The organism is Streptomyces sp. NRRL F-5630, from assembly GCF_000719475.1.
Classification (GTDB): domain Bacteria; phylum Actinomycetota; class Actinomycetes; order Streptomycetales; family Streptomycetaceae; genus Streptomyces.
The window spans coordinates 25795-47371 of the sequence record NZ_JOGO01000043.1; the positions used below are offsets into that span (position 1 = coordinate 25795).

Here is a 21577-nt window from a genome sequence, read left to right on the forward strand (position 1 = left end):
AGTGCGCCGCCTAGTGCGTCCCCTGTGCGGGAAGGGGACGTACGGGCGACGGCGGAGCGGTCCGTACGGCCGGTGCGGCGGCGGGTCGCCGAGGGGGCCGGCGGGGTGGTGGTACGGGGTGCCGCGAGGGGCGCGAACGGGGGAGTGGGGGACGTCCGTGTGGGCCCCGGGGCGCGGAGAGGGTAGCGTGCACAGCGCGCCCACGGCGGTTACTCCTGGCCGCGCGCCCTTTCGCGATCCTTCAGAATGGATGGTGGAGGCGCGCCCGGGACCCCAACCGACCGGGTACGGACGTCGACGCGGTCCCCTGGTCCGCTCCGTCCGCACCCCCGACCGTGTCCGGGCCCCGCCGGAGCGGGCGCACTCGTGAGACGGCGTAGGAGAGAAGCGATACCTGTGAGCGCAGCGACAACGCGAAGCCGCACCCCTGACCGCCTGTGTGCCGAGGCGGTCGACCTGGCGCGCGCCGCGGCGGAGGAGACCGCCGCGCCGGGTGTCGTCGGCGCGCACGTCGGCGCCGTCGCGGAGGGCGAGCGGGTCGTCACCCACTACTTCGCCTGCGAGGACGTCGCCTACCGGGGCTGGCGCTGGGCCGTCACCGTGGCCCGCGCCTCGCGCGCCAAGGTCGTCACGCTCGACGAGACGGTGCTCCTGCCGGGCCCCGAGTCGGTCCTCGCGCCCGAGTGGCTGCCGTGGAGCGAGCGCCTGCGCCCCGGCGACATGGGCCCGGGGGACCTCCTGCCCACCGAGGCCGAGGACCCGCGCCTGGAGCCGGGCCTGTACGACGGCGACGACGACACCCCGCCGCCGGACTCCGCGCTGAGCCCCGAGCTGGCCGAGCGCGCCGACGCCGAGGACGCCCAGGTCAGCGACGGGCCGCCCGCCGGCCTGCCCACCGCGCCCTCGCGCGGCTCGATCGCCGAGGTCGGCCGCGAGCTGGGCCTCGGCCGCCCGCGCGTCCTCTCCCGCTACGGCCTGGACCTCGCCGCCGAGCGCTGGGAGGAGCAGTACGGGCCGGGCACCCAGATGGCCCAGGCGGCCCCCGCGCCCTGCCGGACGTGCGCCTTCCTGATCCCGCTCGCCGGCTCCCTGCGCCAGTCCTTCGGCCTCTGCGCCAACGAGTTCGCCCCGGCGGACGGTCACGTCGTCTCGCTCTCCTACGGCTGCGGCGGCCACTCGGAAGCGGCGGTCATGCCGAAGACCCCGGAGGCTCCCCCGCTGCGCCTGGACGAGGTCGGGGAACCGCTGGTGGAGTAGGCCCCGGCCCGCCGGGCGACCCGCTCCGCCCCCCGCCCTCGGCGGCGGCGCTCGGCCCGTCCGGGGTGCGAGGCCACGGCCGGAGGCTCCCGCGCGCCCGCTCCTTCCCCGCGCCCGGCCCTTCCCCGCCCGCTTCTTCCGGCGCGCCCGTCTCGTGGCCGCCGGGCCGTCTCTTCCCGGCGCCCGCCTCTTCGCCGCGCCCGCCTCTTCGCGCCCGCCTTCTTCGCCCCGCCCGCTTCCTCGAACGCCGGCCGAAGAACCCGCCACCCGGCCCCTCCGGCGGAGGAGGACAAAAGCCCCACCGGGGCGCAGGCCGACCACGCGGCCCGGGCCCGCCCCGATTCCCCGCTACTTTCAGGGGCACACGCATCGCCGAGGAGTGAGCCCTGTGACCCGAGAAGCCGAAGAATCCCCCCGCCCCCACGCCACCGCGGACGACGTCTTCGGCACAGCCCGCCTCCGCGACGCGGTCCTCGCCACCTGGTCCGCTTCCCCCGCGCGCCTGCGCGAGGACGCCAACGCCGAGGAGGACCTCGCGCTCGGCGGCTACCGGGACCGCGTCGTCGTCGAGCTGGCGCAGAACGCGGCCGACGCCGCCGCCCGCGCCGGAGTGCCGGGCCGGCTCCGTATCGCCCTGCGCGACCGCGCCGGGGACAACCCACCGGTCCTCGCCGTCGCGAACTCCGGCGCCCCCCTCGACGCGAGCGGCGTCGCCTCGCTCGCGACCCTGCGCGCCTCCGCGAAGCGCGAGGACGGCACGGGCACGGTCGGCCGCTTCGGCGTCGGCTTCGCCGCGGTCCTCGCGGTGAGCGACGAGCCCGCCGTGCTCGGCCGCACCGGTGGCGTGCGCTGGTCGCTGACCGAGGCGCGCGAGGCCGTCGCCGCGCTCGGCGTGCCCGCGCTCGACGAGGAGGTACGGCGCCGCGAGGGCCATGTGCCGCTGCTCCGCCTCCCCTTCCCCGCCGAGGGCTCCGCGCCCGAGGGCTACGACACCGTCGTCGTCCTCCCGCTGCGCGACAGCGTCGCCGAGGACCTCGTCGAGCGCCTCCTCGCCGGGATCGACGACGCGCTCCTCCTCTCGCTGCCCGGGCTCGCCGAGATCGTCGTCGAGACCCCCGAGGGCACCCGCGTCCTGCGTCGCCGCGCCGAGGCCCCGTACACCGTCATCGAGGACGACGGCGTCGTCCGCCGCTGGCGCACCGTCAGCCACGGCGGCGCCCTCGACACCGCGCTCCTCGCGGGCCGCCCCGTCGAGGAACGCCTGCGCCCCTGGTGGGCCGTGACCTGGGCGGTGCCCGTCGACGCCGAGGGCGCGCCCCAGGCGCCCCGTACCGTGCCCGTCGTGCACGCCCCGACGCCGAGCGAGGAACCGCTCGGGGTGCCCGCGCTGCTCATCGCGACGCTCCCGCTCGACACGAGCCGCCGCCATGTCGCGCCGGGGCCGCTCACCGACTTCCTCGTCGCCCGCGCCGCCGAGGCGTACGCGGAACTCCTCGCGGACTGGCGGCCCGTCACCCCGGCGCTCCTCGACCTCGTGCCGGGGCCGCTCGGGCGCGCCGAGCTGGACGGCGCCGTGCGCGCGGCGATCCTCGCCCTGCTGCCCCGTACCGCCTTCCTCGCGCCCGCCGTGCCGCACGAGGGCGAGGAGCCCGGCAGCTTCACGGCGCTGCGGCCCGTCGAGGCCGAGGTCGCCTCGGGCGCGGGCCGCGAGACCGTCGACGTCCTCGCCGAGGTCCTGCCGAGCCTGCTCCCCGCCGGGCTGGAGAGCCATCCCGCGCTGCGCACGCTGGACATCGCGCGCGTCCCGCTCACCGAGGCCATCGACCGCCTCGCGGGTCTGGAACGCGCCCCCGGCTGGTGGTACCGCCTCTACGACTCCCTCGCGGGCGTCGACCCGGACCGGCTCACCGGGCTGCCCGTCCCGCTCGCCTCCGGACGCACCGCGCTCGGCCCCCGCCACCTGCTCCTGCCGCTCCCGGACGGCGGGCCCGCCGCCGAGGCCCTCGCGCGCCTGGGCCTCAAGGTCGCCGACCCCGAGGCCGCCCACCCGCTCCTCGAAAAGCTCGGCGCGCTCCCCGCGACCCCCCGCGCCGTCCTCACGACGCCGCAGGTCCGCGCCGCCGTCGCCGCCTCGCTCGACGAGGAGCCCTGGGACGGCGGACTGGAGAGCGAGGGGCTGCCGGACCCCGAGGAGCTGGCCGAACTCGTCCTCGGGCTCGTCCGCGACGCGCACATCGAAGCGGGTGACGAGCCCTGGCTCGGCGCCCTCGCGCTCCCCGACGAGGACGGCGAACTCGCCCCCGCCTGCGAACTCGTCCTCCCCGGCGGCGCGTTCGCCTCCGTGATGCGCGCGGACGCGCTCGCCGCCGTGGACGCCGGCCTCGCCGCGCGCTGGGGCGAGAAGCCCCTCGCCGCCTGCGGCGTGCTCAGCTCCTTCGCGCTCGTCCGCGCCCACGACACCGTCCTCGACCCCGACGAGCTGGAACCCCGCGAGGGCGACTGGCCCGAGCCCGACGACGCCGGACTGCTCGACGCCGTCGACGTGTGGTGCGAGGACGTCCTCGACCGCTTCCCCGACACGCCCGTGCCGCCCGTCGCGACCGAACTCCTCGCCGTCCGCGACCTCGACCTCGTCGCCGATGACCGCTGGCCCCAGGCCCTCGCCCTCCTCGCCCAGCCCCCCTACCGCGAGGCGCTCACCGCGCCCGTGCGCGTGCTGCTCCCCGACGGCACGACCGAGTCCGTCCGCTCCTACACCGCCTGGTGGCTGCGCGGCCACCCCGTCCTCGGCGGGCGCCGCCCCGCCGGGCTCCTCGCCGCGGGCGGCGACCCGCTCCTCGCCGGGTTGTACGAGGAGGCCGACGCGAGCGGCTTCGAGGACGCCGAGGTACTGCGCGCCCTCGGGGTCCGTACGAGCGCGAGGGCGCTCCTCGACGAGCCCGGCGGCGCCGCCGAACTCCTCGACCGCCTCGCCGACCCGTCCCGCGAGGTCTCCGCGGCCCAGCTCCACGGCCTCTACTCCGCGCTCGCGACGCTCGACCCGGAGGAGGTCACGCTCCCCGAGGACCTGCGCGCCGTCCCCGCCGGGCCCGGCGCCGCCCCGTGCGTCGTGGACGCCACCGAGGCGTACGTGGCCGACGCCCCCGACCTGCTGCCGCTCGCCGGGGACCGCCCGCTCCTGCCCGTCCGGCCCGCGCTGGCGGGGGCGCTCGCAGAACTCCTCCAGGTCGGCAGGCTCAGCGAGGCCGTCCCGGCGACCGTCGAGGGCGAGGGCACCGTGCACGACGTGCCCGCCGCCGTGCGCACGCTCCTCGGGCCGCGCACACCCGCCACGTACACCGAGTACGAGGAGCTGACCGCCGGGGGCGTCGAGGTCGACTGGCGGCACACGCCGGACGGCACCGTGCACGCCGCGACGGTCGAGGGCGTCGCGGCGGGGCTCGCGTGGGCGGCGGGGCAGTGGCCGCGCCGCTTCGAGGTCGCCGCGCTCCTGGAGGACGACTCGCGGACGGCCGAGCTGGCGCGCGACCGCTGGTTCGACTGAGCGCCCCGGGGCGCGCGCCCTGTTGCCGGAACGGCAAGGCCGCTTGGCGCGCGCCCGCCCCCGCCCGCACCCTGGCAGCTCACCCCGCGGTCGCGCGGGCGTGGGCGAGAGAGGCAGGGACGGACATGAGCGGGCACCCGAGGCACACGGTCGGCGAGGACTTCGGCGACGGGCACGCCTTCTGGGAGGAGCGGTACGCGGAGAGCGACCGCGTCTGGAGCGGCGAGCCCAACGCGGCGCTCGTCCGCGAGGTCTCCGAGCTGCCCCCGGGCCGCGCGCTCGACCTCGGCTGCGGCGAGGGCGCCGACGTCGTGTGGCTCGCGCGGCGCGGCTGGACCGTCACGGGCACCGACATCGCCGAGACCGCCCTCGCCCGCGCCCGCGCGCACGCCGCCGAAGCGGGCGTCGCCGACCGCACGCGCTTCGAGCGGCACGTCCTCGGCACGAGCTTCCCCGAGGGCACGTACGACCTCGTCACCGCGTCCTTCCTGCACTCGCCCGACGTCTCCTTCCCGCGCGAGGCCATCCTGCGCCGCGCCGCCGCGGCCGTCGCCCCCGGCGGCACGCTCCTCGTCCTCGGCCACGCGGGTCCCGCGCCCTGGGAGTCGTACGAGGAGGACGACCCGCACCTCGCCCTCCACCTGCCCTCGCCGCAGGAGCTCCTGGAGAGCCTGCGGCTGCCCGAGGACGAGTGGGACGTTCTCGTCGCCGCCGAGCACGACCGCGTGCAGCACGCCCCGGACGGCGAGGCCCACCACCGCAGGGACAACGCGCTGAAGGTCCGCAGGCACGCGGCCTGAGCGCCCGGCGACCGGGGGCATGTGGCGCCGCTGTGAAATTAATGTGATCGGAAAGTCTGGGCGGCGAGGACAACCGGAGAGCCCCTTGGCCTGTCTCCTCGTACGAGCCACGAGGCTCCTCGCTCACACGTGCCCCGCGCCCCCGTGCGTCCACCGCGCCGCGTCCCGTACGCGCGCCGCCCGGACCCGGCGCGGCGCGGGCACCCTTCTCCCCCAGGGGACACACATGCGTATGCGTGCCACCGCGGCCGTCGCCGCGCTCGCGGGCTCCCTCGCCCTCGGCGCCGTCACCGCGCCCGCCGCCCAGGCGGCGACGAAGCCCCCGGCGCTCGACCTGAGCTTCGGCAAGGCGACCGTGAACGGCGGCAAGCCCGTCGTCGCGACGACCGGCAAGGCCACCACCGCGGTCAAGGTCACCTTCACCGCCAAGCGCGGCAAGAAGGTCGATGTCTTCGACGGCAGCGTCAACCTCGCCGTCGGCCTCTACCGGGGCAGCGACGTCGACCACGCCACCAGGGAGTTCTGGAGCGGTGGCATCGCCTGCTCGGAGCCCACCACGACCTCGCTCTCGTGCAGCACGAAGATCACGGTCCCCGCCGCGAAGCTCTCCAACGCGGACGCCGGCACCGGCTGGAAGCTCTTCCTCGGCGCCGTCGCCTGGAACGGCCAGAAGCCGGAGACAGCCGACCCCGCGAAGATCAGCACCGTCGAGCAGCACAAGGCCGCCACCGCCACCCTCCAGCGCGCCTCCAAGCTCACCGCCAACGCGTCCCCGGAGCCGGTGAAGAAGAACAAGACGATCACCGTCACGGGCACCCTGACCCGCGCCAACTGGGACACCGACACGTACGCGGGCTACACCAAGCAGTCCGTGAAGCTCCAGTTCAAGAAGAAGGGGTCGAGCACCTACACGACCCTCAAGACCGTCACCACGGACAGCAAGGGCAAGCTGAAGACGACCACGAAGGCCACCGCGGACGGCTACTTCCGCTACTCCTTCGCGGGGACGTCCACGACCCCCGCCGTCTCCTCGACGGCGGACTACGTCGACGTGAAGTAAGCCGCACCCGGCTGGAAGCGGGCCCCCGTAGCGGCGTACGGGGGCCCGCCCGCGTCAGCCGTCCTTCCGCGCCCCGCCCGCGTCAGCCGCTCTTCCGCGATCCCTCCCGCGTCAGCCGTCCTTCCGCGACCCCGCCCGCCGCGCCCCGTCCCGCCGCGCGAGCCGCCGCGCCCGCGCCGGGGTCTGCGCCGCCGGCTCGCTCGGGAACCGGCGGCCCGCCCAGCGCCACACGAACTCCAGGACCACCGAGGCGACCACCGCGATCAGCACGCCCGTCCACGGCATCGTCGTCCCGACGAGCTTCAGCGCGAAGAAGTCCTGCAACCACGGCACCGCGAGGACGAGCAGGAACGCGAAGCCCATCACGGCGACCAGCAGGACGCGCCACCACGTGTACGGGCGGGCGACGATCGCGAGGACCCACAGCGAGATGAGGAAGAGCGTCAGCGTCGCCACGCTCGTCTCCGCGCCGAGCGCCCCGGGCCCCGAGTAGTGCGCGCGGGCCAGGAGGTACGCGAGGAACGTCGCCGCGCCCGCGACGACGCCGCAGGGGATCGCGTACCGCATGACGCGCCGCACGAAGTGGGGGCGGGCGCGTTCCTTGTTCGGCGCGAGCGCGAGGAAGAAGGCGGGGACACCGATCGTGAGCGTCGAGAGCAGCGTCAGGTGCCGCGGCAGGAACGGGTACTCGACCTGCGAGCAGACCACGAGGACCGCGAGCAGCACCGAGTAGACCGTCTTGATGAGGAAGAGCGTCGCGACGCGCGTGATGTTGCCGATGACGCGGCGGCCCTCGGCGACGACCGAGGGGAGCGTCGCGAAGCTGTTGTTGAGCAGCACGATCTGCGCGACCGCCCGGGTCGCCTCGGAGCCCGAGCCCATCGAGACGCCGATCTGCGCGTCCTTGAGCGCGAGGACGTCGTTGACGCCGTCGCCCGTCATCGCGACCGTGTGCCCGCGCGACTGGAGCGCGGCGACCATCTCGCGCTTCTGCTGCGGCGTCACCCGCCCGAAGACGGTGTGCTTCTCGATCGCCGAGGCCAGCTCCGCCGGGTCCTTCGGCAGCTCGCGCGCGTCCACCGCGCTGTCCGCCCCCGGCAGCCCGAGCTTCGCCGCGACGGCGCCCACCGCGACCGCGTTGTCCCCCGAGATGACCTTCGCCGCGACGTGCTGCTCCTCGAAGTACCTCAGGGTCTCGGCGGCGTCCGGCCTCAACCGCTGTTCGAGGACGACGAGCGCGGCCGGTTCGGCGCCCTCGGCCGCTCCGGGCGCGTCGAGCGCCGCGCCCTCGCGCGCCCTGGCGAGGAGCAGCACCCGCAGTCCCTGCCGGTTCAGCTCCTCGGTCTCCGCGAGCGCGGGATGACCGGCGGGCAGCAGGACGTCGGGGGCGCCGAGCAGCCAGCCGCCCTGCCCGGCGAACACGGCGCCCGAGTACTTGCGCGCCGAGGAGAAGGGCTGCGCCTGCTCGACCCGCCAGCCGCTCGTGTCGGGGTAGGCGTCGATGACGGCCTGGAGACTCGCGTTGGGCCGCGGGTCGGAGGCGCCGAGGGCGCCGAGCACGGTCGCGGCCCGCTCCTCGTCGTACGGGCCGAGCGGCGCGAGCCGGGCGACGTCCATGCCGCCCTCGGTGAGCGTGCCCGTCTTGTCGAGGCACACCGTGTCGACGCGCGCGAGCCCCTCGATCGCCGGAAGCTCCTGGACCAGGCACTGCTTGCGCCCGAGACGGATCACGCCGATCGCGAAGGCCACGGACGTGAGCAGCACGAGGCCCTCGGGGACCATCGGCACGATGCCGCCGACCGTGCGGGCCACGGCGTCCTTGAAGTTGTTCTCCTTGACGACGAGCTGGCTGACGACGAGGCCGATCGCGGTCGGCACCATCATCCAGGTGACGTACTTCAGAATCGTCGAGATCCCCGTCCGCAGCTCCGAGCTGACGAGTGTGAACCGCGAGGCCTCCTCGGCCAGCCGCGCCGCGTACGCCTCGCGCCCCACCTTCGTCGCCGTGAACGCCCCGCCGCCCGCGACGACGAAGCTCCCCGACATCACCGGGTCCCCCGGCCGCTTGACGACGGGATCGGCCTCGCCCGTGAGCAGCGACTCGTCGATCTCCAGGCTCTCGGCCTCGGCGACCTCGCCGTCGACCGGGATCTTGTCCCCGGGCCCGATCTCGACGAGATCCCCGAGCACCAGCTCACTCGCCGAGATCTCCCGGGACCGCCCCTGCCTGCGGACGGTCGGCTTCGCCTCACCGATCACGGCGAGCGAGTCCAGCGTCCGCTTGGCGCGCCACTCCTGGAAGATGCCGATCGCGGTGTTGGCGACGATCACGTACCCGAAGAGGCTGTCCTGGAAGGGCGCCACGGCGAGCATGACCAGCCACAGCACGCCGATGATCGCGTTGAAGCGCGTGAAGACGTTCGCCCGCACGATCTCCTTGAGCGAGCGCGAACTGCGCACGGGGACGTCGTTGACCTCCCCCCGCTCCACCCGCTCCGCGACCTCGGCATCACTCAGCCCGGCGGCGACCCCGCCACCGGCCCCCGCCCCGCCCCCAGGCCCCTCGTCGGCCTTCACCCCATCCGTCATGGAACCGACCGTATGCGCTGAGCAGGCCCACCACCTGTCGAGAAGAGTAAAAACCTGCGTGCCACGCAAGATTTCGGCCTGTGGGGGGATCCCCCGGGGCGCGGGTCATTCTTTCGCAGTAGGGCCTGAGGGGGAGGGGGGCAGGTGGGGCGTGGACGTGGGGAGGTACGGACCCGCGCCGTACGGGGATGTCCCCTGCCCGTTCAGCCCCGCCGCTCCGTCAGGCGGGGGATCTCGACGTTCCCCACTGGCGCGGTCCCCAGCGGGGAGCCATCCACCACCGCTTGCGTCACCGGCGCGGCCGCCGTCGGCGCTGTCGTCATCGGTGTGGCGGGCGCTGTTTCCCGGGCCGGTATCGCCGGAGCCGGGCCGCCGCGGTGGAGGGCCGGGGCTGTGGCCAGGTCGTCGAGGAGGTCGCACAGGTGGTGGAGGGGGAGGAGGGCGCGCGGGGTCCTCGTGTGCTCGGCGCGGGCCGCTTCCTCCGCCGCCGCGAGGGAGGCGCGGGCCGCGGCGAGGGAGGTGCGGACCTCGTCCGTCGCGACGACGGCACGGTCCGGGTGGCTCGTCAGGTCGCGGGTGGCCGCGGCCAGGGCACGGGTCGCCGTGGCCAGGTGGGCGCGCGGCGGGGTCGGGGCCGCCGTGTGCGTCGCCGCGCTCGCGAGCGGCACGAGGACACGGGCCCGGCGCGCCGCCGCCGCGTAGACGCGCAGCCGCTCGCGGAGGTACGAGGGGTCGTGGCGCCGGACCAGCGGCCGGGTCAGCGGGCGCGCGACGAGCGCGAGGGCATGCAGCCGGTGGTCCACCTCGCGGGCGAGCGCGTCCGGGTCGGCGTCCTCCACGGCCGCGCCCTCGAAGCGCAGCGCCACCCCTTCGAGCAGTTCGGTGAGCGCCCCGAACAGCTCGGCCCGCGCCGCGTTCACGGTGTCGCGCGTGCTGGTCGGCAGGAACAGGAGACTGACGAGGATGCCGACGAGCGCCCCCGCCGCCGTCTCCTCCAGGCGCAGCAGCAAAAGCTCCGCCGAGAACTCGTGGAGCAGTGTGTACATCTGCGCCACCATGATCGTCACGAAGAAGATCATGTAGGCGTACGAGACCTTCACCAGGTAGAAACCGACGCTCATGCTCACGACGATGAGGGTCAGCGCGAGCAGGTCGTGCCCGGTGGTGAGGTGCGCGAGCCCGATGCCCGCGATAATGCCGAGCAGCGTCCCGAGGACGCGGTGACCGGCCTTGATGACGGTCTCGGAGCGCGTCGCCGTACCGGTGAAGGCGACGAACGCGGCGATGACGGCCCAGTAGTACCGCTGCTCGGAGATCGCCTTGCCGACGACGATGGCGAGCCCTCCGGCGAAGGCGGCCTGGAACGCCTGCCGCGTCGAGAGCCGCACCCTGCGCAGCGGATTCCAGCCACGTCCGCGCGCGTGCACGTCCTTGGCGACGGACGGCGAGCCCGGCAGGTTGCCGAGGCTCAGCGCGACGGCCGGCTCGAAACCGCTGTCGGCGGGCGGCGTCGTGCCGGGCGCGGGTACGCGGCCCACGAGCCCGGTGTACGTCGCGGCGGCGGCGGCGAGCTGTCGCGCGGCGGGCAGGGCGCCCGGCGCGGAGCCCGGCGCGTCGGAGCGGCGGGACTCCAGGAGCGCGCGGGCGAGCCGGCCGGCCCGCGGGTAGTGGTGGTGGCCGAGGGCCTGCGCGATGGCGTGCGCGGCGGCGCGCGGCCCCTCGGGCTCGTACGGCTGCCGCGCGAGCGTGTCGGCGGCGTGCGCCATGGCCTCGATGGCGAGCTGCGCCTCCAGGAGGCGGCGGCGCAGCGCGCGCGGGGACCAGCCCTCGGGCAGCGCGCCCGGCTCCGTCGACCAGCCCTCGACGAGGAGCGCCGTCTCGGCGAGGCCGAGCTGACGGAGGTGGAGTTCGCGGCGCAGGCGCGCGCGGCGGCGCGGTCGCTCGGCGGCGAGGAGCGCGGCGGCGGTGCGCGCGACGGCGCGGGCACGAGCGCCGAAGGCGGCGCGCGCGTGGCGCAGCGCGTTGCCCGCGCGGTGGCGCAGGAGGGCGAGGCACAGGGCCGTGACCCAGACGGTGGCGAGGAGGACGGCGACGACCAGGCCGGGCAGCTGGGACACCTGGGGGTGGAGGAAGGCCGCGAAGAAGTACCCCATCCAGCCCATGAAGCCGTAGAAGAAGTAGGCGAGGCCGAAGCGGCGCACGTACACGGCGGCGAACATCACGACGACGAAACCGGCCAGCATCGGCACGTCGTGCGCGGCGACGGCGATGCCCGGCAGGAGCCCGGCGAAGAGGGCGACGGGAAAGAACACGGCGATGCGCAGGTTCGCCACGACCGAGGGACCGGCGAGGGCGTTCGAGCCCAGCATGGCGATCACCGTGCCGATGATCATGTAGACGATCATGTCCTGCGGAGCGGCACCGGCGAGCCTCGCGTAGAGGTACTCGACGCCGAGCGCGCCGGCCATCGCGAGGCCCGCGGTCAGCGCCGACCGGAGCCGCCCGAGTCCGGGGTCGGAACCGAGGTGGGCATCCCGGATGCCGTGGGCGGCGGCGCGGAGCGCGGAGGCGCGGGGCACGACGGGGACGCGGAGTGCGGGGGTGCGCGGTGCGGGGGCCTTGCGGCCGTCGGCTGTCGTCGCGTGCGGCGCGCCGGGAGGGGGCGCGGCCTGGGAGGTCGTGGGGTGCGGGGCCGCGGAGGCGGCGTGCGGTGCTTCGGAGCGTATGCCCTCTGCCATCTGGTCCTTGTCACTCGGGGAAGGAGGGCCCCGGGCGGGTCGAAGAGACGAGGCCTCCGGAGCGTGTACGTTACATATAATAACAAGTACCGTACCGATATTCCTCACGGGGAGTGCCAGCAGGATGACCGTCGAGCACCGGCCGGACGGGGCCGAGTCGCCCCGCCCGGACCTCATCGACCGGATCGAGCGGCAGACCGCCTTCCTCAACCGCAACTTCGAACTGCTCCACCGCAGGTCGCGGACGCACAGCGAGATGGACCGCTCCGAGTACCTCATGCTCCGCACGCTCGGCGCCGCCCCCGAACCCCCCGACATCAACGCCCTCGCCGCGATGCTCGGCCTCAACCCCTCGACGGCGGGCCGTCAGGTCGCCGCCCTGCGCCGCAAGGGCTTCGCGACCACGACCCCCGACCCCGCCGACCGCCGCCGCAGCCTCATCGCTCCCACCGAGACGGGCCGCCGCCTGGCCGCGGAGGTGCGCCGACGCCGTCAGGAGGACTTCGCCGACCTCCTCGCGGACTGGGAGGAGGCGGATCTGCGCGTGCTCGGGGAGATGTTCCGCAAGTACAACGTGGCGGTCGCGCGGAAGTACTTCACGCGCGAGCCCTGAGCGCAGTCGTCGCCCTGTGTCGCCGGGGCCCCGCCGGGGAGTCGGCGTCGGAGCAGCGGCTTCCGGGCTGTTCAGGCCCGCCTCTGGGCCGTCGGGCCCCGGCTTCTAGACCCCCGGGCCCCCGCCACCGAGCCCGTCAGGCCCCCGCCACCGAGCCCGTCAGGCTCCACCACGAGCCGGTCAGACCCCCGGCTCCGCCTCCGCCCGCTCGGCCGCGTGGCGCTTGATCGCCTCGTCGCGGCGACGCACGTACCAGGTGCCGAAGAGGCCGAGACCGGCTCCGGCGGCGCAGGTCCACAGCCACCACAGGTGCCCGTGGTCGTCGAACCAGCCGTAGAACGGGAGCTGGACGAGGAAGAGCAGGAACCAGATCCCCGTACCGGTCGCGACCGTGGCCACGACCGGGCCTTCGAGCGGTTCCGGTGCCTCGTGCCGCGGCGTCCACTTCTCCATGGGGCCAGCTTACGCGGCGGACGCGCGCGGTCCCCGGGTGACTCCGCCGCGCTTATATCCCGAGGTCATCTCTTGATCCACGCGACACGCCGTATCAGCCCGACTTGCGTTCTACGCGCGGAGATAGCTATTTGGCGTTCTGGTCTTCATACTGAACCCGCTCGGGTGTGGCTGAGTTCTTTCGTAAGAAGCGACAAAGCGACCGAATTGCTCGACGGAGAGCGACCGGGAGCTCACGTGTCCCACCCGTCGTCCCCGTTGCCTTCGCTCTCCTGACCAGAGGTTTCCCCCATGCCCACCTCGGCAATCGCCCAGGACCCCGCGTCCGGAGGACCGTCCGGGGTTCCGCCCCGGAACGCCGCGGACCGTTTCTTCAAGATCTCCGAGCGTGGCTCGACCTTCGGTCGTGAGATCCGGGGTGGCTTCGCCACCTTCTTCGCGATGGCGTACATCGTCGTGCTGAACCCGATCATCCTCGGCACCGCCAAGGACATGAACGGTCATCACCTCGACAACGGCCAGCTCGTCACCGCGACGGCCGTCACCGCCGCCTTCACGACACTCCTCATGGGGGTCATCGGCAACGTCCCGATCGCGCTCGCCGCGGGCCTCGGTGTCAACACGGTCGTCGCGCTCCAGCTCGCGCCCCGCATGACGTGGCCGGACGCGATGGGCATGGTGGTCCTCGCCGGTCTCGTCGTGATGCTGCTCGTCGCGACCGGGCTGCGCGAACGCGTCATGAGCGCGGTCCCCAACGGGCTGCGCAAGGGCATCTCGATCGGGATCGGTCTCTTCGTGCTCCTGGTCGGGCTCGTGGACTCGGGCTTCGTCTCCCGAGTCCCGGACGTCGCCCAGACCACGGTCCCGCTCCAGCTCGGTGGCGACGGCCACCTCAACGGCTGGCCCGTGCTCATCTTCGTCCTCGGCGCGCTGCTCACCGTCGCCCTGCTCGTCCGCAAGGTCTCGGGCGCGATCCTCATCAGCATCGTGGCCATGACCGTCGTCGCCGTGCTCATCAACGCGGTCGCCGACATCAAGCCGGGCGCCTGGGGCCTGACCGAACCGAAGTGGCCGGGCAACCCGGTCTCCACGCCCGACTTCGGGCTCATCGGCAACGTGAGCATCTTCGGCGGCTTCCAGCACGTCGGCGTCCTCACCGGCATCCTCTTCGTCTTCACCGTGCTGCTCTCGTGCTTCTTCGACGCGATGGGCACGATCATGGGCGTCGGCGACGAGGCGCACCTCACCCGTCCCGACGGCTCCATGCCGGGTATGAACAAGATCCTCTTCGTCGACGGGGTGGCCGTCGCCGTCGGCGGCGCCTCGTCCTCCTCGGCGACGACCTGCTTCGTCGAGTCCACGGCGGGTGTCGGCGAGGGCGCGCGGACCGGCTTCTCGAACATCGTCACCGGCGGGCTCTTCGTCCTCGCGCTCTTCCTGACCCCGGTCGCCACGATGGTCCCCTCGCAGGCGGCGACTCCGGCGCTCGTCGCGGTCGGCTTCCTGATCCTCTCGGGATCGATCACGAAGATCGACTGGACCGACTTCACGATCGCCATCCCGGCGTTCCTCACCATGGTGATGATGCCGTTCACCTACTCGATCACGAACGGCATCGGGATCGGCTTCATCACCTTCACCGTGCTGCGGATCGTCGTCGGGCGGTGGCGCGAGGTGCCGGTCGCGATGTACATCGTGTCCGCCGTGTTCGCCTTCTACTACCTGATGCCGGCGCTCCAGCTCACGTAGGGCGCCGGAGATGCGGGTGACCCCCCGGGGCGTGCGGTGCGCGCTGCGGGGGGTCGGTCGTTTTCCGGGGGCGGCGGTCAGGGATCGAGGACCCCGGGGCTCGGGACTCGGACCGTGGCGGGTGGCGGGATTCCCACTGAGCGCGGGGCGCTGCTCGCCCGCGCCGTCCACGCTCGCGCGCCGCTCACCCGCGCCGTCCACGCCCACGCGCCACTCGGGACGCCCCCTGCCCCGCACGCCTCCTCGCGCGCCGCCCCGTCACGCGCCCACCCCCACTCCACCCCACTCCCGCCGCCCCGGGGCCCTCACCCGTAGAACTTCTCCGTCTTCTCCACCGCGACCTTGAAGCGCTCGTCGAAGTCCTCCCGCACGAGCGTTCTGATCACGTAGTCCTGCACGGTCATGCCGCGCCGCGCGGCGTGCGCGCGCATCCGGTCGAGCAGTTCGCCGTCGATCCGCAGGCTGAGCACATCGGTCCCCATACGCCCAGAATCACGGCACTGGGGGTGGGATCGATATTTTCCGGCCGGGACTCACTCGTACGGGTGAGTGCGGTCTTGCGTGCGAGTGTCCCGGAGGTGGCGGGCGGGTGTGGGGCAGGTCATGTCGGGGCACCCTCCCCACAGTCTCTTTAGTCAGAGTAATGAGTTACGCTAACTACCATGCTCGACCTCAGTCAGGGTGAGGACGCCGCCGCCGTCAGCGCACTCCGTTCCTCCGTGATGCGGCTCTCCCGCCGTATCAAGCACCAGCGAGTCGACGAGTCGCTGAGTCCCACGGAGATGTCGGTGCTCGGCACCCTCGCCCGGTGCGGTTCCGCGACCCCCGGTGAGCTGGCGCGCAAGGAGCACGTGCAGCCGCCGTCGATGACGCGGATCGTGGCACTCCTGGAGACGAAGGGCCTCGTCCGGCTCGAACCGCACCCGGAGGACCGTCGGCAGAAGGTCGTCAGCCCCACCGAGCGGGCCGAGACGATGCTCGCCGAGAGCCGCCGCAAGCGGAACGTGTGGCTGGCCCAGCTCGCCGCCGAGCTGGACGAGGACGAATGGGAGAAGCTCCGGGCAGCCGCCCCGGTGCTGGAGAAGCTCGCGCACCTGTGAGCGAAAGGAAGGCGAAACTCTTTGAGTACGGGACCCGGAGCAGACTCCGCCCCCGCACCTGACCACCACGACACCACCGCCCGCCCCGCTCCCGGCTCCGCCGAGGACCCCGCCCGCCGCACGGCGGAGCGCGAGGCTCTCGAAGCGGACGCCGCCCAGGAGGACCCGGACGAGATCCCGGTCCCCGTCGAAGAACCCGCCACCGGGCGCCCCGACGCCCGTACCGCGCCCGATGCCCGTACGGCGTCCGACGCCGGTAGCGCGCGCGACGCCCGTACCGCGTCCGAGGCGCGCACCTCCACGCACCCCGTGCCTGGAAAGCCTTCCGAGCACGAGCGCGCCGGCACTCCCCAGCCGCCCGCCGATCCCGAGCCCCCGCGCCGCACCTCGATGTTCAGCTCGCTGCGCGTCCGCAACTACCGGCTCTTCTTCACCGGCCAGGTCGTCTCCAACATCGGCACCTGGATGCAGCGCATCGCCCAGGACTGGCTGGTCCTGAGCCTCACCGGGTCCTCGGCCGCCGTGGGCATCACGACCGCGCTCCAGTTCCTGCCGATGCTGCTCTTCGGCCTGTACGGCGGCGTGCTCGTCGACCGCCTGCCGAAGCGGCAGACGCTGCTCGTCACGCAGGCCGTCATGGGCCTCACGGGACTCGCGCTCGCCGTCCTCACCCTCAGCGACAACGTCCAGGTCTGGCACGTCTACCTCACCGCCTTCGTCCTCGGCCTCGTCACGGTCGTGGACAACCCGGCCCGGCAGACCTTCGTCTCCGAGATGGTCGGCCCGGGGATGATGCGCAACGCGGTCTCGCTCAACGCAGCGAACTTCCAGTCGGCCCGCCTCGTGGGTCCGGCCGTCGCCGGCGCGCTCATCACGGCGGTCGGCAGCGGCTACGCCTTCCTCCTCAACGGGCTCTCCTTCGTCGCGCCGATCGTCGGCCTGCTCCTCATGCGCTCGGGCGAGCTGCACGAGAGCCACCGCACCCCGCGCGGTAAGGGCCAGCTCCGCGAGGGGCTCCACTACGTCGCGAAGCGGCCCGAGCTGATCTGGCCGATCGTCCTCGTCGGCTTCGTCGGCACCTTCGGCTTCAACTTCCCCGTCTGGCTCTCGGCCTTCGCCGACGACGTCTTCGACGCGGGAGCGGGCACGTACGCGGTCTTCAACATCCTCATGGCGGTCGGCTCGCTCGCCGGAGCGCTGCTCGCCGCGCGCCGCGCGCGCACCAGGCTGCGGCTCCTCGTCGGGGCCGCGATCGCCTTCGGCGTCCTGGAGATCGTCGCCTCCGTCGTGCCCTCCTACTGGGTCTTCGCCGCGCTGCTCGTGCCGATCGGCATGTTCGGCCTGACGTCCAACACGACCGCCAACCAGGCCGTCCAGATGGCCGCCGAGCCGGAGATGCGCGGGCGCGTGATGAGCCTCTACATGATGGTCTTCACCGGTGGTACGCCCATCGGCGGCCCGCTCTTCGGCTGGCTCACCGACACCTACGGCGCCCGCGTCGGCTTCGCGGCAGGTGGCGTGATCACGGCGGTCGCCGCCGTCGCGGTCGGGCTCGTCCTGGCCCGTATCGGCGGCCTGCGCATGGAGTTCGGCTGGAACCACGGCCACCCGCGCCTGCGCTTCGTGCCCCGCGAGGGGCAGGGGGCGAAGGAGCTGGCGGCGGTGGCGTGAGCCCTTGGCCGATCCCGGCTGCCCGGCCGGCGGACCCCGGCCCACGGCCCCCGGGTCTGCGGCCTTCCGGCCGGTCGGTCGCCGTGGCGGAACGCGGAGGAACGCTCGTAGGGGTCTGTACAGACATCTGTACAGACCCCTACGGGCGTTTTGCGCGCCTGGTGCCGCCCCTCAGGGGCTCCCTCAGCCTGCCAGCAGCCCCAGCGTGTCCACGACGCGGTGGGAGAAGCCCCACTCGTTGTCGTACCAGGCCACGACCTTGACGTGCTTGCCGTCGACGCGGGTCAGGGCGGCATCGAAGACGGCGGAGGCCGGATCGCCGACGATGTCGGAGGAGACGAGCGGGTCCTCGGCGTATTCGAGGACGCCCGCGAGCCGTCCGGCGGCGGCCTCGCGGTACGCGGCGAGCACGTCGTCGCGGCTCACCTCGCGCGCCACCGTCGTGTTCAGCTCGACGATCGAGCCGACCGGGACGGGCACGCGGATCGAGTCGCCCGAGAGCTTGCCGTCCAGTTCCGGGAGCACGAGCCCGATGGCCTTCGCCGCCCCTGTCGTGGTCGGCACGATGTTGACGGCGGCGGCGCGGGCGCGGCGGGCGTCGCGGTGCGGGCCGTCCTGGAGGTTCTGCTCCTGCGTGTAGGCGTGCACGGTCGTCATGAAGCCGTGCTCGATGCCCGCCAGTTCGTGCAGGACGGAGGCGAGGGGGGCGAGGGCGTTCGTCGTGCAGGAGGCGTTCGAGACGATGTGGTGCGTCGCGGGGTCGTACGCCTCGGTGTTGACGCCGTACGCGAGCGTCACGTCCGCTCCGGCGGACGGCGCGCTCACGAGCACCTTGCGCGCACCCGCGTCGAGGTGGGCGCGCGCGGCGTCGGCGGAGGTGAAACGACCGGTCGCCTCCAGGACGAGTTCCACGCCGAGTTCCGCCCACGGCAGCCGGGCCGGCTCGCGCTCGGCGAGCACCTTGATCCGGCGCCCGTCCACGACGAGGGTGTCCCCGTCGACGCTCACGGGCCGCCCGAAGCGCCCCGCCGTCGTGTCGTACCGCAGCAGCCGCCCGAGCGTCCCCGGGTCGCCGAGGTCGTTGATCGCGACGACCTCCAGCTCGCTGTCGCGCTCGACGAGGGCGCGGAGGACGTTGCGGCCGATGCGGCCGAATCCGTTGATGGCGATACGGGTCATGGTGAGGGCCCTTCCTGACGTTCTGCGCTGCGGCTCTTGCCTTCCCCACCAGACTCGCGCCGCGCGCCGGGCCGTGGCCGAGGCGGAAGCGCCAGGGTGCGCAAGGATCACGCCAGCGGCTCAGTCGCGGGGATCGTCGCGCGCGTTCCGTCCGTCGCGTGTGTTCTGCCCCTCACGTCCGTCGTGTCCGCTGCGTCCGTTATGCCCGTCGCGTCCGTCGTGTTCTCCGGGTTCGCCGCGGGAGAACGTGCGCCGGTACTCGCTCGGGCTCGTGCCCAGGACCCGCTGGAAGTGCAGCCGCAGGTTCGCGCCCGTGCCGAGCCCGACCTCGACGGCGATCTGCTCGACGCCCCGGTCCGAGCGCTCCAGGAGCGCGCGCGCCGCGTCGATCCGCACGCGCGTCACCCACTCCATGGGCGTGTAGCCGGTGTCGTCGGCGAAGCGGCGCGAGAAGGTGCGCGCGGAGACGGCGGCGTGCCGGGCGAGGACGCCGAGGCTCAGGGGCTCGCCGAGGTGGCGCAGGGCCCACTCGCGGGTCGCCGCGAAGCGCTCGCCGAGCGGTTCGGGGACGGCGCGCGGCACGTACTGCGCCTGGCCACCGCTGCGGTACGGCGCCGCGACGAGGCGGCGCGCGGTGTGGTGCGAGGCGGCGACGCCGAGGTCGCGGCGCAGGATGTGCAGGCACAGATCGATACCGGAGGCGGCGCCCGCCGAGGTGAGGACAGTGCCCTCATCGACGAAGAGGACGTTCTCGTCGACGCGTACGCCCGGGTGGCGTTCGGCGAGGGCGCGCGTGTAGTGCCAGTGCGTCGTGGCGCGGCGCCCTTCGAGCAGTCCGGTCGCGGCGAGCGCGAAGGCGCCCGTGGAGATCGCGGCGAGCCGGGCGCCGCGCGCGTGCGCCGTGCGGAGCGCCGCGACGACCTCGGCGGGCGGGTCCTCGCGGTCGGGGTGGCGGTAGCCGGGCAGGAAGACGGTCTCGGCCCACTCCAGCGCCTCCAGCCCGTGCGCGACGCCGTACGAGAGACCGTCCCCGCCCGTCACGAGCCCCGGCGCGGCGCCGCACACGCGTACCTCGTACGGCATGCTCGCGCGGGTCGAGAAGACCTGCGCGGGAATGCCGACGTCGAGCGGCTTGGCGCCTTCGAGCACGAGGACGGCGACGCGGCGGAGACGGCGGGGACGGCGGGGACGGCTCTCGGTCACGCGGCACAGGCTACGGAAGCGCCCTCCGGGAGGAGCGACGGCTTACGGGAGTGCGGTGACGGCGTACGGGAGTGGGCCGACGCGGAGCACGGTTCGCGGGAGAGCGTGGTCCGCGTCGGCGTCGGCGTCGTTCTCCGCGTCTGTGCGGCAGCGGGGGCGTGGGGCGTGCCCCGCCGTCTGCGGCAGGTGCCTGCGGCCGGGTCGGCGGCGCGGTGCTCGGCGCGCGGGCCCTACGCGCTCCGGGCGTCGTCGAGGCGGATCGTGAGGACCTGGCCCGGCCACCCGTCCTGGTCGAAGCGCTCCGCAGGGCGGAATCCGCACGCCACGTAGTAGTCGACGAGCCGTCCGTCGTCGCCCGCGTAGCAGTCGACGCGGAGCAGCCCGGCCCCCGCGCGCCGCGCCTCGGCGACGGCGTGCGCGACGAGCGCGGCGCCGATGCCGTGACCCGCGAGGCTCCGGTCGCTCACGAGGAAGTGCAGGGAGCGCTCCGGCTCGGGCGCGGGGCCGGGGGAGGGCCCCGGGCCTTCCCTCAGCGTCATGGAGCCGACGACGCGCCCGTCCAGCTCCGCGACCCAGGGCTCGCCCTTCGCGAAGTACTCCTCGACCAGTTCGACGGCGCGCGGCCTGTCGGTGAAGTGCCGGGTGCCCCACTGCCCCGACAACCCCTGCGCGGTCAGCCAGTCCACCGCCCCGTCCAGGAGCGCGAGGACGGCGGGGACGTCCCTTGCCTTGCCGGGTCTGAGCGTCAGCGCTCGGGAGGTGTCCATGCCCGCGAGGGTAGGGGAGCGGGGCGCCGGATGCTGGCCGCGTGCCGCCACTGTGCCCCGGGAGACGTTTCGCGGGCGTCGAGGCGCCGCCTCGGGCACCTCGGCCGCTTGTCGGACCATCGGCTTGCCTGCCCGGTTATCCACAGGCGGGCGGGAATTCCCTCGGCGCCTGTGGAATCGTTCCCGGCACCATGAGACTCTTCGCCGCGCTCCTGCCCCCGCCCGAGGCCCTCGACGAACTCGCCGCCGCCGTCCGCCCGCTGCGCCGCCTGCCGGGCGCCGACGAGGTGCGGTGGACCCGCCCCGACGGCTGGCACGTGACGCTGGCGTTCTACGGGAACGCCGAACAGGAGCCGCTGATACGGGGTTTGACCGCTCTGGCCGCCGCCCACGCGCCCCTGCGCCTGTCCCTCGCGGGCGCGGGGGACTTCCGTGGCGGGACGCTGTGGACGGGAGTACGGGGCGACATCGCCGCCCTGCGCGCCCTCGCCGGGGACGCGCGGGCCCTGGGCGCGGCGACGGAGCACGCCTACCGGCCCCACCTGTCGCTGGCGCGGGTCTCGCGGAGGATGTCCCCCCGCGCGTGCGAAGCACTGCTCGCTTCGCACGACGAGCTGCTCGGGTCCTTCTCCGGCCGGGCCTGGACCGCCGACCGTGTGCGGCTCCTGCGGAGCGTGCCGGGCGGGCACGGGATCGCGAACCAGTACGTGACGGAGGCGACGTACCCCCTGGCCGGGCCTGCCCGGCGGGACGGCTAGGCTCGAAACGTGGACCCGAAGACCCGGAACCGGATCATGGCCGGTGTGCTCGTAATGATGTTCGTCGTCGTGGCGGTGGCGGCGGCCGTGGGCCAG

At 74.0% G+C, this 21577-nt stretch carries 16 protein-coding genes; 9 read left to right on the plus strand and 7 right to left on the minus strand.

The features are described 5' to 3' along the window. Positions 1 to 396 precede the first annotated feature (396 nt). From IF99_RS0119840 to IF99_RS0119855, 4 genes are all read left to right on the plus strand, one after another. Entirely contained in the window at positions 397 to 1257 is an 861-nt protein-coding gene (locus IF99_RS0119840; RefSeq protein ID WP_030997938.1) for a DUF3027 domain-containing protein, read from the plus strand. Positions 1258 to 1645: 388 nt separating this feature from the next. After that, positions 1646 to 4801, plus strand: a complete 3156-nt coding sequence (locus IF99_RS0119845; RefSeq protein ID WP_030997939.1) for a sacsin N-terminal ATP-binding-like domain-containing protein — start codon at positions 1646 to 1648, stop codon at positions 4799 to 4801. A 125-nt stretch (positions 4802 to 4926) separates the two neighbouring features. Next, positions 4927 to 5601, plus strand: coding sequence for a class I SAM-dependent methyltransferase (locus tag IF99_RS0119850; protein WP_030997940.1), 675 nt, complete (start codon positions 4927 to 4929; stop codon positions 5599 to 5601). Positions 5602 to 5833: 232 nt separating this feature from the next. Beyond that, positions 5834 to 6661 (plus strand): hypothetical protein, encoded by an 828-nt coding sequence (locus IF99_RS0119855; protein WP_037827209.1) that lies wholly within the window; start codon positions 5834 to 5836, stop codon positions 6659 to 6661. A gap of 111 nt (positions 6662 to 6772) precedes the next feature. Here IF99_RS0119855 and IF99_RS0119865 read toward each other — a convergent pair whose 3' ends face one another. Continuing rightward, positions 6773 to 9250 (minus strand): cation-translocating P-type ATPase, encoded by a 2478-nt coding sequence (locus IF99_RS0119865; RefSeq protein WP_078655179.1) that lies wholly within the window; start codon positions 9248 to 9250, stop codon positions 6773 to 6775. 203 nt (positions 9251 to 9453) lie between these two features. Further along, positions 9454 to 11988 carry an FUSC family protein gene (locus IF99_RS0119870; protein WP_030997944.1) on the minus strand — a complete coding sequence of 845 codons (2535 nt, stop codon included), beginning with the start codon at positions 11986 to 11988 and terminating at the stop codon, positions 9454 to 9456. 124 nt (positions 11989 to 12112) lie between these two features. On the opposite strand from IF99_RS0119870, the gene IF99_RS0119875 reads away from it, so the two are divergent. Next, positions 12113 to 12601 (plus strand): MarR family winged helix-turn-helix transcriptional regulator, encoded by a 489-nt coding sequence (locus IF99_RS0119875; protein ID WP_030997945.1) that lies wholly within the window; start codon positions 12113 to 12115, stop codon positions 12599 to 12601. A 180-nt stretch (positions 12602 to 12781) separates the two neighbouring features. Here IF99_RS0119875 and IF99_RS0119880 read toward each other — a convergent pair whose 3' ends face one another. Beyond that, entirely contained in the window at positions 12782 to 13054 is a 273-nt protein-coding gene (locus IF99_RS0119880) for a DUF2530 domain-containing protein (RefSeq protein ID WP_030997946.1), read from the minus strand. Positions 13055 to 13345: 291 nt separating this feature from the next. Here IF99_RS0119880 and IF99_RS0119885 point away from each other — a divergent pair, with 291 nt between their 5' ends. Then, the gene (locus IF99_RS0119885; RefSeq protein WP_030997947.1) at positions 13346 to 14803 is read left to right on the plus strand and encodes an NCS2 family permease; all 1458 of its coding nucleotides are present in this window, start codon (positions 13346 to 13348) and stop codon (positions 14801 to 14803) included. A 305-nt stretch (positions 14804 to 15108) separates the two neighbouring features. On the opposite strand, the gene IF99_RS32660 is transcribed toward IF99_RS0119885, so the two are convergent. Beyond that, positions 15109 to 15285: a ribbon-helix-helix protein, CopG family gene (locus tag IF99_RS32660; RefSeq protein WP_078519003.1), complete on the minus strand. Its 177-nt coding sequence runs from the start codon at positions 15283 to 15285 to the stop codon at positions 15109 to 15111. Between the two features lie 180 nt (positions 15286 to 15465). Here IF99_RS32660 and IF99_RS0119895 point away from each other — a divergent pair, with 180 nt between their 5' ends. Both IF99_RS0119895 and IF99_RS0119900 read left to right on the plus strand, forming a co-directional pair. After that, positions 15466 to 15903 (plus strand): MarR family winged helix-turn-helix transcriptional regulator, encoded by a 438-nt coding sequence (locus IF99_RS0119895; protein ID WP_030997948.1) that lies wholly within the window; start codon positions 15466 to 15468, stop codon positions 15901 to 15903. A 21-nt stretch (positions 15904 to 15924) separates the two neighbouring features. Continuing rightward, complete coding sequence (locus tag IF99_RS0119900; protein WP_199806524.1) at positions 15925 to 17574, plus strand: MFS transporter; 1650 nt, start codon at positions 15925 to 15927, stop codon at positions 17572 to 17574. Positions 17575 to 17757: 183 nt separating this feature from the next. On the opposite strand, the gene gap is transcribed toward IF99_RS0119900, so the two are convergent. From gap to IF99_RS0119915, 3 genes are all read right to left on the minus strand, one after another. Further along, on the minus strand, positions 17758 to 18753 hold the full coding sequence (gap, locus tag IF99_RS0119905; protein ID WP_030997950.1) for a type I glyceraldehyde-3-phosphate dehydrogenase: 996 nt from the start codon (positions 18751 to 18753) through the stop codon (positions 17758 to 17760). Between the two features lie 120 nt (positions 18754 to 18873). Next, entirely contained in the window at positions 18874 to 19956 is a 1083-nt protein-coding gene (locus IF99_RS0119910; protein ID WP_234340768.1) for a GlxA family transcriptional regulator, read from the minus strand. Positions 19957 to 20186: 230 nt separating this feature from the next. Continuing rightward, positions 20187 to 20723 carry a GNAT family N-acetyltransferase gene (locus IF99_RS0119915; RefSeq protein WP_030997952.1) on the minus strand — a complete coding sequence of 179 codons (537 nt, stop codon included), beginning with the start codon at positions 20721 to 20723 and terminating at the stop codon, positions 20187 to 20189. Positions 20724 to 20914: 191 nt separating this feature from the next. Here IF99_RS0119915 and thpR point away from each other — a divergent pair, with 191 nt between their 5' ends. Then, on the plus strand, positions 20915 to 21481 hold the full coding sequence (thpR, locus tag IF99_RS0119920; protein WP_030997954.1) for an RNA 2',3'-cyclic phosphodiesterase: 567 nt from the start codon (positions 20915 to 20917) through the stop codon (positions 21479 to 21481). The last annotated feature ends 96 nt before the right edge of the window (positions 21482 to 21577 follow it).